We start from the raw sequence: 13,249 nt of genomic DNA, 5'->3' as shown, positions 1-13,249 counted from the left end.
GTCCTGTGAATAATTTAAAAGCAAAAATTGACGCGATATCAGTCAGAAAACCAGCAAATTATCTTTATAAAATATTATTGATAAAACAATATTTTTGATGTTGCGTACAGCTAGACGATGATGACCGAAAAATAATCAGAGTTAGAGCTTTTTCTCTAATTTTAGTTCACGTCAAAATCTTGCATAAATGCATGATTTCGGCTTCAAATATATTTTATCTGATTTCTTTTTTTAATCATTTTTGATGCTGATCAAATAGATTTCAATGCCTTTTGATTAAGTAGGCTACAAATCTTTGACTATTCAATGTGCCTGATAACTATGTCATAGGAATGACAGCTGCAACATTCTTGCTGGCAATGTTGCTAAATAAAAATTCTGCGCCATTGCCTGAAAAATCACTGCCAGGTTTACCAACGTAATTTTTTCCATGCCGTTTGTTGTGGCGGGGTTAAAAAAGTCCAGGCCAGAAAGCGGCTTTGTTTGCTACCTTGTGACATTGAGATTTCACACTGATCCTGGACTTTCAGACGTTTTAGCAGCATTTTTAAGGGCGGAATATTGGTCGATTTCGACACCAGGCAACTAAACCAAAAGCAACGACCAGGAATCTTTGCGCTTTCCAGCATCATTTTTTCGATAAATGCTAATTCACCGCCCGGACACCAAAGTTCGGCATCGCGGCCCCCAAAGTTTAATTTCGGCGAGTTCGCGTCAGCCGACACGACTTTGCCCAGATTTCGCCATTTTTGTTGCGCACCGTTTTGTGCCTCCGCTAGCGAAGCATGAAAGGGCGGATTGCACATCGTCAGGTCAAACCAGTCATCGTCAACAAAAATATGCTTAAAAATAGCATTGGCGTCAGGTTGCAAACGTAACGTAATTTGTTCTGCGAATCGTGGATTTGCATCGAGAATCTTTTGAACATTTTTTAATGAATCGGGATTGATATCAACGCCAACAAAGCGCCAGCCGTATTCGGCAACGCCAATTAAAGGATAGATACCACTGGCACCTGTGCCAATATCGAGCACGGCCAGATGCTGCTTTTTTGGATTTTTCCCTTGATTACTTTGACGCAATAAGTCTGCCAAATGATGCACATAGTCGGCACGTCCAGGTATCGGCGGACACAGCTGCCCTTCGGGGATATCCCATTCCGCAACCTGATAATCCGCTTTTAAAATCGCAGCATTAAGTTCCTTCACCGCAATGGGATCAGCAAAGTCGATCGTCGTAGTGCCATGCTGATTGGTGCCGGTAAAGGCAGATAAACTGGGACTCACGCTAGTCAGACGGGCAAAATCATAGCTGCCTTGATGGCGGTTTGCGGGGTGAAATGGTTGATGTTTAGGGGGCATGCGTAAAAGGAAAAAAAGCATTGACGGTGGAGAGAACGTGGCGCGGATAAGACATCTATTTCGTATTGTATGTGTCCACGCGGTGTGACTTAGAGTTTATTTGACCTGACAAGGGTCGCCAGGTCGCAATTCGATACATTGGAAATTCGACTTAATTCGATTAAAGAGTGAAAATGAGACGCATGATTACAGTGATTTAGAGCGACATTTCTAATGTGAAATTAATTCCAGCATTTTAATACCTAGGTCACAAATTCTTGTGAAACTAACCAGATATAGAAATCTATCTTAGATAGAAAAACATCTGAGAATTTCGAAAAAACTAAAGTAGTCGTAGGCGAGACTAAATGACACAACTGACACAAATGACACAAATAACACTTAAGTCATGTGATTTAGTCTGTATTCTCAAAAAAAGAGATGACATAAAATTCAAGACGTCGGATTGCCTGATATGTCTCCTGTTTTTAAATAACAAACTTTCCTTATTGGAGATGTGAAATCATGAAATTGCGTTCCATTGCCCTCGCTTGTTCCTTGTTGGTGCTTGCCAGCGGTTGTCACAAAAGTTCTTCCAGTGCATCATCCACGACCTCTGTCAGCTCCGTAAGTGTTACTGGCGTTGCTTCTGCGGGTGTGCCGTTGGTTGGTGTTACAGTCAGCGCCACCGACGCGACTGGAGCGATCACCACATCCACCGTCACTGATTCAAGCGGTCATTATTTATTGACCTTGAGTGGCACTGCACCCTACCTGCTTACGGCACCCTACAATGACGTCGATGGTACCCCAGTGGTACTGTCCGCAGCGATTAGTCCAACACTTGTTGCGGGTGGCACCGTTGCTGTGCAGGCGAATCTGAATCCACTGACTTCACTGATCTCGCAACGGGTGATTGGGACTGTGCCCACAAGTAGTACTGTGGCGGCGACGACGGTAGCGTCGATTACGAGTGCACAGATTACCGCCGTCGAACAGACAGTAAGTACTCTGTTGCAACCGGTCTACACGGCACTGTCCATTACCAGCGCTGAAACCGCTGATCCAATCGGATCGACTACCTACAAGGCTGGCAGTTCTGATCCATTAGATAATTTGTTCAATCTGGCGCGTTTCAATGTCCATAATGGCACGATCAGCATTGGTACTGACACCAATAAAACAGTATTGAATGTGCCTGCCACAGGCACGATATCAACGTCTGTACCTGCAAGTTCAGTGACCTCGATTACTGCCTTGGCGACGGGCCCAACAACCACCCCAATTACCAATGTGATCGTAGTGATTGGCGAGAATCAGACATTCGACGGTGTCTTTGGTGCCTATTCAGCGCCACAAGGTCAGACGGTAAAGAATTTGCTCTCGCAAGGAATTATTAATGCCGACGGCACACCAGGTCCAAATTTTGCGCTCGCGTTGCAAAATCAAGGCGTTGGCCAAAGTACATACACAATCACGCCAACACGTGGCGCTGCTTACACGACGTTGCCGCAACCTTTGCAAACCGGTGAAATTTCGCTCGCGAGTGGTCTGCAGCCAGCGGGGGGGATTCCTGATCCAAACTTCTCGAAACCTCTGGCAAATGGCCCATTCCAGATCACCAAATTCGTACCGTATGGCGTATCGCTATCCAACCCTATCGGAACAACGACTGGAGATCCAGTCCATCGATTCTTCCAGATGTGGCAGCAAACTGGCGGTACTAACGCTAAATTGGATATGTTCACTTGGGTTGCGGTCAAAGCCGGTCAGGGTGGGGACACGCCAGGTATCACATTTGCTAATCCAGCTCAGGGTGGCGAGTTGATGGGCTTTTTTAACATGAATACAGGTGATGCACCTTATTTCAAAGCGCTCGCACAAAGTTATGCGATCAGTGATAATTACCATCAATCGATCTTGGGTGGTACCGGTGCTAACTTCTTCGCTATGGCAACGGCTGACGTGCCATATTTCAATATTAACGGCGTGGTTGCCGTGCCGCCAGCCAATCAAATTGAAAATCCCAACCCAAATCCAAAAGCACAGACGGATGCGACCAATCCGAATCCCAACTTTTACCTGCAAGATGGCTATAGTGGCGGTTCTTACGTGAATTGTTCAGACTCGACACAGCCTGGCGTAGCGCCAATTCTGTCGATATTAGTGACAAACGGTGTTGCAAGTAATTGTGATGCAGGTAAATACTACCTAGTGAATAACTATGCACCAGGCTATGACATGAACGGCAATGTACAGCCTATAGGTCCAAACAACTATAACTATCCTCCACAAACAGTGCCGACGATCGCGGAGGCATTGGCCAAAAAAGGCGTGTCCTGGAAATGGTACACCGGTGGTCGTGAGTTGGCCGATGTGACTGCAGATGCGGCAGCATTTGGGGTGCCGGCTGCGGTTGCTCAGGCGGCGCAATACAATGCGATCGGTGATCCACTGGTTGCGTCACAAAATGTGATGACATCGACGTCCTTGAAAGCAGGGTTGGCAGGATTGACGACTTTCTTTAATGATGTGCAAAAGGGAACCTTACCTGCAGTATCTTTTGTTGTCCCGAAAAATCTGGACAGCGGTCATCCAGGTTATTCTGTACCAGCAAAATATGAATACTTCTTGCAAAATCTGATCGCTAAAGTACAGGCGAATCCGACCTTGTGGGCACATACGGCGATCATCGTGACAACGGATGAAGGTGGTGGGCATTTTGATACCGGTGCGATTCAGAATATCGACTTCTTCGGTGATGGTCCACGTATCCCGTTCTTGGTGGTATCCCCTTATGCGCGTACAAATTACATCGATCATACCTACCATGATCACACTTCTGTAATGAAATTTATCGAACGTAACTGGAAACTCGCGCCATTATCTGCCCGTAGTCGTGATAATCGTCCAAACCCGGCAAATTCAACATCCAATTTGTATATCCCGGTCAATACATCTGCAGTCGGTGATTTGACAACGATGTTTAATTTCTAAATAGTCACAGCAATAAAAAAGCGGAGTGAATGCCTGGCATTGACTCCGTTTTTTATTTCATCGGATACGTCTGAAAACATACCAAGGCATTTAAGTCTGCACAATAAGCCTGCACAATCAGCCCCTTCGTGCGTTGGAAAATGTTTTGTGAAGTTTCCTCATTTTGAGGTTCGTTTGCATGTTTACACGAAGTCATGTCATTGTAGTTTCGCTCTTATTGTTATTGAGTGCATGTCAAAAGCATGTTGAAGCACCCATTACACCAGCGATTAATGCGCCAAAGAATCCGGCTTCGGCCAATAAAATTTATGTCGAGTATCCAAAAGCCGATACGCCATTAAGTCCGCAAGCGCAGTTGGGCAAGAAGTTATTTTTTGATGCGACCTTGTCAGCATCAGGAACAATGTCTTGCGCCACTTGTCATCATCCCGATCATGCCTATGCGCCCGCCAACAATTTGGCAGTTCAGTTGGGTGGGAAGGACATGCGTCAAGCTGGTACGAGAGCAGTTCCCTCACTGCGGTATCTGGAATTTACGCCAAAATTTACCCGACATTTTTATTTGCCAGCGAGTGAAGGATTGGAAGATGAAGGTCCGGCCGGAGGTTTTACGCATGACGGCGCGTTAGATTCGATGAGCAAGCAGGCTGCTGTGCCGCTGCCGGCTGCGAATGAAATGGCAAATCTGACCGCTGCCGGTTTTACCGAAAAATTACAACGCAGCACGCTTGCGCCAGAATTTATCAAAATCTTTGGAACCGATGCATTCAAGACGCCAGATATTGCGCTGGAACAGGCCGGTAAGGCTTTAGAAGCCTTTGAAACGGAGGACTATAGTTTTCATCCATACACGAGTAAATTTGATGCTGTTGTTTCTGGTGAGGCACAATTTACAGAATCAGAAGCGCGCGGCTTTATTGTGTTTCATAACCCAAATAAAGGCAATTGCGCCAAGTGCCATAGTGACCGGGTGGGTGGTTCTGGACGCCCTGCACAATTTACTGATTTTGGATTCGAAGCAATTGGCGCCCCCCGCAATGCAGAGATTCCTGCCAACAAAGATCCTGCCTATTTTGATTTAGGACTGTGTGGGCCGGTACGAAAAGACCTGAGCAAAGAAACAGAATATTGCGGGATGTTTAAGACGCCTACTTTACGCAATGTCGCGACGCGTCAGGTATTTTTGCACAACGGCGTCTTCAAGAGCCTGGATGATGTCATTCATTTCTATGCTGAACGTGATAGCAAACCAGAAAAATGGTTTCCAAAAGTGCATGGGAAAATCGAGTTGTACAACGACTTACCAAAAAAATATCGCAACAATGTCGATCATTTTAACGTGCCGTTTAATCCCAAAAAAATCACCGCGCAGGCAATGACGGAAGCAGAAATGCAAGACTTGTTAGCCTTTCTTAAGACCCTTGATGATGGTTATCGCAAGGTCGGACCAGAGTCAGCAGCAAAAAAATCAGTGCAGTAAATGATCGTTGAACCAGGACAGTAAAAATCGCTAAAACCCGCGTGATCATTACCATGTGTCATGTTGGCGAGTTGCGCCTTTACACTTAGTGTTGAAGTTGAAGTTGAAGTTGAAGTTGAAGTTGAAGTTGATGTTGATGTTGATGTTGAAGTGGACGTTGATGCAGACCTTACCCGCTTTAGACAAAGCAATTTGTGCCTCACGGAAAACGGATCAGAAAGTGTCGTTGTCTGAGCGCAGCGAGTTTCGACACTTTCCCGTTTTTCGTGAAGCGCAAATTGTGCCGACACGCAGTGACGGCACCCGCAGGGCACAGTCTCAGCGTCGCCTTTTTTTTGCTTACTTTACTTTGGCGTAGCAAAGAAAAGTAAGTGGCCGCCGGGCCACTCCCGGCTTGGTAGCCCGAAGTACAACACTAAAAATCAAAAAGAAACGAAGGCTTAAGGCTCAACTTGCACCCTAAGCGCTAAAGGTGGAGATAGATGTCGATGTCGATGTCGACGTTGACGTCGACGTTGACGTTGACGTCGAAGTGGACGTTGATGTAGCCCTTACCCGCTTTAGACAAAGCAATTTGTGCCTCACGGAAAACGGATCAGAAAGTGTCGTTGTCTGAGCGCAGCGAGTTTCGACACTTTCCCGTTTTACGTGACGCACAAATTGTGCCGACACGCAGTGACGGCACCCGCAGGGCAAAGTCTCAGCGTCGCCTTTCTTTTGCTTACTTTACTTTGGCGAAGCAAAGAAAAGTAAGTGGCCGCCGGGCCACACCCGGCCTGGTTCTACAAAGAGCGATCTTTTTACATATTAAACACGACGCAAAAACGACGTAAAAACGACGTAAAAATGACTCAACAAAGAGGTCATTGGTAAAGCCTTGGATAACAGTATCTACAAAAGCGACCGATAGGCATGATCTATGTAGGATAGCCTCGAACCGTCGAAGCCATCTTGACACTAAGACGATGTTGCTTTCAACCGGCGCAATTTAGCTACGTACTGGTAATAAAGTACCAACCACTTCACCAAAACCAACCCGGGCAACACCTTCTTTTTGTGCCCAACCGCGCATGATGATAGCGTCACCATCTTCCATGAAAACACGTTGTTCACCGTTGCTCAAAGCGATAGATTTTTTTCCACCTTCGGTCAGTTCTAATAAAGAACCTGCTTCTTCTGGCGCTGGCCCCGACTGCGTGCCAGAGCCCAACAAATCACCAGGATTCAGATTGCAGCCGTTGACAGTATGGTGCGTCACCAACTGCGACACTGTCCAATAAGAATGGCGGAAATTTGACAACGATAAACGTTGCGGTGGTGTACCATCGGTACGCATTTTTTCAGTTTCCAACAGGACTTCCAGCTCAATATCAAACGCCGCATCAACGCGTAAATCCTGTGAATCCAGATAGACCAATGGCTGTGGATCAGCAGGGTCACGGGTCCAACCAAGGCGGTAAGGCGCGAGTGCTTCCAGTGTTACAACCCATGGTGAAATAGTGGATGCGAAATTTTTCGCCAGGAAAGGTCCCAAGGGTTGGTATTCCCACGCTTGCACATCACGTGCAGACCAATCATTCAACAGGCACAAACCAAAAACATGGGATTCAGCGCGTTCCATATTAATCACATCACCCAGAGCATTGCCTGGACCGATGAAAATGCCGACTTCCAGCTCATAATCCATGCGTTTTGCTGGACCAAATACGGGTGTGTCAGACGTCGGCGGTTTGGTTTGTGCGATCGGACGGCGGAACTGTTGACCTGAGACGCCGATGGACGAAGCGCGACCGTGATAGCCGATCGGGATCCATTTGTAATTTGGCAGCAATGGATTATCCGGACGAAATAACTTACCGACGGCGGTCGCATGATGGACAGACGTATAGAAATCCGTGTAATCACCAATTTGTGCTGGCAATGCAAACTCAGCTGCAGCTTGTGCTAAAAGGCAGGCTTGTAATGTTCCTTGTTGCGATGATCCTTCGCGTAATACGCGAGATAATGCCAGACGCAAAGCCGACCACACTGGCGCTCCCAATCCCATCATGCCGTTCAAATTCTGTGCATTGACGGCAGCAGTGAAATGCCCGCCCTGCAATTCGGTATAACCTGCAAATGCATGCACCGCGTGCGCAGCAGCCAGATCCAAAATTTGATCGCCGATCGCCACACCAATGCGAAAAGTTTGATTGCTGCCCTGGCGACGAAACATGCCGTATGGCAAATTTTGAATAGGAAAATCTGTTTCTGCATTGTTAGCTGAGGCAACCCAGCTACGCAGGTTGATGTCGTGGGTTTCGTTGAGTTGAACCGTCATTTATTTTTGCTCCGGATTGAAATACTTTTTAATACCCTGCCAGCATTGGTAATAATCAGCCTGCAATTGCGGCGATTCCATGGCTGCGCGGGTAGGTTTGATGATATTACGCGTTTCTATCATAAACGCCATCGTATCATCGACTTTATGCGGTGTGCTGGTATCAGCATTGCTGGCTTTCTCAAACGTTGGGGCGTCGGGACCATGTCCGCTCATGCAGTTGTGCAAACTCGCACCGCCCGGACGGAAACCAGTTGATTTAGCATCATATTGACCATGAATCAATCCCATGAATTCAGATGCAATATTGCGATGGAACCAAGGTGGGCGGAAGGTATTTTCAGCCGCTAACCAGCGTGGTGGGAAAATCACAAAATCAATCGTATCGACGCCCGGCGTATCGCTAGGTGCCTGCAAGACCAGGAAAATCGATGGGTCCGGATGATCATAGCTGATGGAACCTATCGTATTAAAATGGCGCAAATCATATTTATAGGGCGCAAAATTCCCATGCCATGCCACGACATCTAAAGGTGAATGACCGATTTTTGCCGACCATAAATGGCCGCTGAATTTGGCAACCAGTTCAAAGTTACCTTCTTTGTCTTCGTACCAGGCAACTGGCGTCTGGAAATCACGTGGATTCGCTAAGCCATTGGAGCCAATCACCCCCAGATCTGGTAATTTCAGCATACAACCAAAGTTTTCGCAGATGTAACCACTTGCTTCGCCGTCCGGCAATTGCACCTGAAAGCGAACACCACGTGGTATCACGGCGATTTCTTGTGGTTCGATATCGACTAAACCCATCTCGGTACGTAAGTGCAAACGACCTTGTTGCGGAATGATCAGTAACTCTGCGTCAGCGTTATAGTAGAACCGACCGACCATATCTTTATTTGCCGCATACAAATGAATTGCACATCCTGTTTGTGCATCGGCCGAACCATTGCCCGCCATCGTCAACCAGCCATCGATAAAATCGGTCGGCGTGTTCGGCATGGGTTGTGGATCCCAGCGTAATTGATTCGGTGTAGATGGCGCTTGAGAAAAATCGTTGGTCATGCGACCGTTGTCGATTTGCTTAAACGGCTGATGCATTGCTGCAGGGCGAATGCGATATGTCCACGAACGACGATTGGCGTGACGTGGTGCAGTAAATGCGGTGCCAGAAATTTGTTCCGCATACAAACCATATGCACACTTTTGTGGTGAATTCTGGTTTTGCGGCAACGCACCAGGTAAAGCTTCGGTAGCGTATTCATTCGCAAACCCGGATTGATAGGCTAACTTGCCAGCTGTCGTTAAATTCGTCATCATCGTTCTTCCTCAATCTATAAAACGCTTTTAAATCATTGACTGTTTTTAGTGTATTTACTTTTTTTAATGCTTTTAATGCTTTTAATGCTTTCAATGCTTGTTGATTTGATGGAGACGTAACACCGTCACTGCAGAAATCAAGGCAGGCACTGCTGCCGCGACAAACAGTGACGTATTCGCCCATTGCATGGCAATTAATTGTCCGCCAACAACTGGTCCCAGCACGGATCCTATACGTCCAATTCCCAGCGCCCAGCCGATACCAGTCGAGCGCAGTGACGTCGGGTAAAAGGTACCTGCCAACGTATTGACAGCAGGCTGACCACCGACAATGCAAAACCCGGCAATGATGACGCTGACAAACAATAAAATCGGCGTTGTTGCGGCATAACCAATGCTGGCGATACAGACGCAAGCCAGCAAAAAGCAACTTCCCAACACTTTAGTAAAGCCAAATCGCTTAATCAACCAACCTAAACTCAACGTGCCAACGATGCCGCCAACTTGCAGCGAGGTGCCGATTAAAACGGCCGTGCCAGTGCTATAACCTGCGTCTTTGACTAAGGTTGGTAACCAGTTAGACAAGAAATATAAATTGATCAGATTCATAAAACTAATTAACCACAACAAGATCGTGACACCAGCGCGACCTTCATGAAAGAGGGCGGTAACTGGCAACCCCTGGGCTAGTTTTTCTTTGACCAAGACCGTTGTTTCTTCATTAATTTTGAGTCCGTTGGCGATCTTGCTCAACCAACGTGAAATCTGATCATGAGGGCGTTTATTTAACACCAGAAATTGGATCGATTCCGGCAACCAGAACACCATTGCAATCCCCAGTAGAGCAGGCAAGACACCACCAACCAAAAATACGGCGCGCCAGCCAAATTCTGGAATTAATGCGGCACTGATAAAGCCACCGGCTGCAGCACCGACGGTAAAACCGCAAGACACCAGCATCATGCGAGTGATTCGTGCACTGTCGGGACTGAATTCACCGACCAGTGCCATTGCATTGGGCATGATGCTACCTAAGCCCAGCCCAGTAATAAAGCGGAAGATGATCAAGTGATCAATACTTTGAACTTGGGTCGTCGCTAACATGCAGATCGCAAAGAATAGGGTGGATAAAATCAACACAGGACGTCGACCAAATTTGTCACCGACGGGCGTGAGTGCCAATGAACCCAACAACATCCCAAATAAACCAGCCCCAAAAACGGGACCAAGACTGGCCTTATTAACATGCCAATCGGCAATAATCGCCGGTGCGACGTAACTCATTGCCTGTACATCGAAACCGTCAATGATCAGGCATAAACCACACAGCAAAAGCAGGCCAATTTGGAAACGATCTAAGCGACTTTGTTCTATTAGTTGCTCAACACTCACCGTTTTTGTTGCCGTAATATCATTACCTTGGGGCTGCATGTCTTCCTCCTGAAATTATTATTGGCTTGTCGCTGCGCTCACTTTCTATTGAAGTTTGCGTCCTATTGCAGCTCAGCCCTCGAATGTAGTGCAAGCGGCGCATTTTTACGATATAAATACAAAAATACAGATCATTCACAATATCAATAATGCTAGAAGCCAAAGATATCGACCTGAATTTGTTGATTGTGTTTCAGCAAGTTTTTCAGGAGAGACAGATTTCCGCCGTTGCGCGCCAACTTGGTCTGTCGCAACCCGCCGTCAGCAATGCCTTAGCGCGTTTGCGGCGAACCGTTGGTGACGAACTATTTGTACGCACCGCTAACGGTATGCAACCAACCCCACGGGCTGAGCAACTTGCCGATTCAGTGACACTCGCCCTCAGGCACATTACGGCGGCGTTAAATCCACAAGAAGACTTCGACGCCGTCACTAGCCAACGTCAATTTACGATTGCGATGACTGATGTCGGTGAAGTGTATTTCATGCCCTTACTCGCAGCAAAACTGCATGTCTGTGCGCCACACCTTCACTTGACGACTGTTCGCGCGAGTAGCATTGATCTTAAAACCGACATGGAATCAGGTCGTGTCGATCTGGCGATTGGTGCTTTTGATCACTTGTCTGACGCGTGGTATCAACGGCGGCTGTTTACTCAAAACTATGTATGTATGTTCCGTCGCCATCATCCGCTTGCAGGAGCCAGCCTGGAGTTGAACCATTTTCTGGCGGCGCAGCATCTGATCGTCGCTTCTCAGGAACAACCGTATATCAAGATTAATCAAAGCCTCGAAAAAGCCGGTATTTTGACCTCTGCGCATTTTAAGGTACCGCATTTTGTCGCCGTCCCCTACATTGTCAGTACATCTGATTTGCTGGTCACGGTACCAAAAAAATTAGCCGAAAGAGCCGCCGTACCGTTTGGACTCCACTATGTCAAATCGCCATTGCGTTTGCCAGTTTTGCAAACCAATGTATTCTGGCATCGTCGCTATCATCAGGATGCCGGTAATTTGTGGTTAAGAAATTTCATTTCAGAACTATTTCTAGAAGCATAAATGCAAGCTTTACACTGTCAATATTGCGCCCCTAGAGTCAGCTGAAAAAAGTTCATTCGATCACTGAAACGTTTTCCCCCATCACTGTTCGAATATCACCTACACTTTTGACTATTCAAATACCGTCAGGAGACCCAGCATGCCAGTCATTACTTGTGTAGAAGATTTGCGCTTACTCGCTAAGAAACGCGTACCCAAAGCGTTTTACGACTACGCCGACAGTGGTTCCTACACCGAAAGCACCTATAAAGCGAATACCAATGATCTGGCGGCAATTAAATTGCGTCAACGGGTTGCCATCAATGTAGAAAACCGTTCTACCAAGACTACAATGATCGGCCAGGAGGTGACGATGCCAGTGGCGATCGCACCAACGGGATTGACAGGAATGCAATGGGCGAACGGTGAAATGCTCGGCGCGATTGCGGCAGAGAAATTTGGAGTGCCATTTACCTTATCGACCATGAGTATTTGTTCGATTGAGGACATTGATAGCGTCACCAAAAAGCCTTTCTGGTTCCAGTTATACGTCATGCGTGATCGCGGTTTTGTGAAGGAAATGATACAGCGTGCTAAAGCGGTCAAATGTTCAGCACTGGTGTTGACTCTGGACTTGCAAATCCTGGGGCAGCGCCACAAGGATTTGAAAAATGGTATGTCAGTACCACCGAAACTGACCCTCGCGAATATGATTGATCTTGCCACCAAACCTGCATGGGCGTTGCGTGCGCTGACTGGTCGCAAAACTTTTGGTAACCTGGTTGGGCATGTCAAAGGCGGCGATGGCATTTTAACTTTGAGCCAATGGACAGCCAGCCAGTTCGATCCGACCTTAAACTGGGAAGACGTTGCGTGGATCAAAAAAGAATGGGGCGGTAAGCTGATCCTCAAAGGAATTTTAGACGTCGAAGATGCAAAATTGGCGGTAGCAGCTGGCGCTGATGCGATCGTGGTCAGCAATCATGGTGGTCGCCAATTGGATGGCGCCATGTCATCGATCGAAGCCTTGCCTGCCATTGTGGACGCTGTTGGTCATCAGACCGAAGTCTGGTTTGACGGCGGTATCCGGACTGGTCAGGATATTTTGAAAGCGACGGCGCTTGGTGCCAAAGGTAGCATGGTTGGGCGTGCCTTTTTGTATGGACTGGGTGCCATGGGCGAAGAGGGCGTGACCAAGATGTTGGAAATTTTACATAAAGAACTTGACGTCAGTATGGCGTTGACTGGCACTAAAGATATTCGTGACGTCGGGCTGAGTACCATTATCCGCAAATAAAAATGCGCGTCTTCTGGTAAAGGCTTA

10 protein-coding genes are annotated in these 13,249 nt (G+C 47.1%); 6 read left to right on the top strand and 4 right to left on the bottom strand.

Translation table 11 applies throughout. The annotated features are described in order from the left end of the window. Nucleotides 1-410: 410 nt before the first annotated feature. Nucleotides 411-1,361: a 23S rRNA (adenine(1618)-N(6))-methyltransferase RlmF gene (rlmF, locus tag ACO0K1_RS08080; RefSeq protein ID WP_423024512.1), complete on the bottom strand. Its 951-nt coding sequence runs from the start codon at nt 1,359-1,361 to the stop codon at nt 411-413. Nucleotides 1,362-1,865: 504 nt separating this feature from the next. On the opposite strand from rlmF, the gene ACO0K1_RS08075 reads away from it, so the two are divergent. From ACO0K1_RS08075 to ACO0K1_RS08060, 4 genes are all read left to right on the top strand, one after another. Beyond that, on the top strand, nt 1,866-4,337 hold the full coding sequence (locus ACO0K1_RS08075) for an alkaline phosphatase family protein (protein ID WP_423024510.1): 2,472 nt from the start codon (nt 1,866-1,868) through the stop codon (nt 4,335-4,337). Nucleotides 4,338-4,515: 178 nt separating this feature from the next. Continuing rightward, nucleotides 4,516-5,817, top strand: coding sequence for a cytochrome-c peroxidase (locus ACO0K1_RS08070; protein ID WP_423024508.1), 1,302 nt, complete (start codon nt 4,516-4,518; stop codon nt 5,815-5,817). 103 nt (nt 5,818-5,920) lie between these two features. Then, entirely contained in the window at nt 5,921-6,175 is a 255-nt protein-coding gene (locus tag ACO0K1_RS08065) for a hypothetical protein (RefSeq protein ID WP_423024506.1), read from the top strand. A gap of 244 nt (nt 6,176-6,419) precedes the next feature. Further along, nucleotides 6,420-6,650: a hypothetical protein gene (locus tag ACO0K1_RS08060; protein WP_423024504.1), complete on the top strand. Its 231-nt coding sequence runs from the start codon at nt 6,420-6,422 to the stop codon at nt 6,648-6,650. Nucleotides 6,651-6,805: 155 nt separating this feature from the next. Here ACO0K1_RS08060 and fahA read toward each other — a convergent pair whose 3' ends face one another. The 3 genes from fahA to ACO0K1_RS08045 form a co-directional block, all read right to left on the bottom strand. After that, complete coding sequence (gene fahA / locus ACO0K1_RS08055; RefSeq protein WP_423024502.1) at nt 6,806-8,137, bottom strand: fumarylacetoacetase; 1,332 nt, start codon at nt 8,135-8,137, stop codon at nt 6,806-6,808. Further along, nucleotides 8,138-9,457, bottom strand: a complete 1,320-nt coding sequence (gene hmgA / locus ACO0K1_RS08050) for a homogentisate 1,2-dioxygenase (RefSeq protein WP_423024500.1) — start codon at nt 9,455-9,457, stop codon at nt 8,138-8,140. Between the two features lie 90 nt (nt 9,458-9,547). Further along, a complete protein-coding gene (locus ACO0K1_RS08045; RefSeq protein WP_423024498.1) occupies nt 9,548-10,888 on the bottom strand; it encodes an MFS transporter in 1,341 nt (446 codons plus the stop codon). A gap of 149 nt (nt 10,889-11,037) precedes the next feature. Here ACO0K1_RS08045 and ACO0K1_RS08040 point away from each other — a divergent pair, with 149 nt between their 5' ends. Both ACO0K1_RS08040 and ACO0K1_RS08035 read left to right on the top strand, forming a co-directional pair. Beyond that, the gene (locus ACO0K1_RS08040) at nt 11,038-11,946 is read left to right on the top strand and encodes a LysR family transcriptional regulator (protein WP_423024496.1); all 909 of its coding nucleotides are present in this window, start codon (nt 11,038-11,040) and stop codon (nt 11,944-11,946) included. Nucleotides 11,947-12,085: 139 nt separating this feature from the next. Further along, nucleotides 12,086-13,222, top strand: coding sequence for an alpha-hydroxy acid oxidase (locus ACO0K1_RS08035; protein WP_423024494.1), 1,137 nt, complete (start codon nt 12,086-12,088; stop codon nt 13,220-13,222). Nucleotides 13,223-13,249 lie beyond the last annotated feature (27 nt).

The organism is Undibacterium sp. SXout20W (assembly GCF_049340285.1).
In the GTDB taxonomy this organism is placed as follows: domain Bacteria; phylum Pseudomonadota; class Gammaproteobacteria; order Burkholderiales; family Burkholderiaceae_D; genus Undibacterium.
The sequence above is the reverse complement of the archived record's forward strand: the minus strand, read 5'-3'. Positions and strand labels throughout refer to the sequence as shown.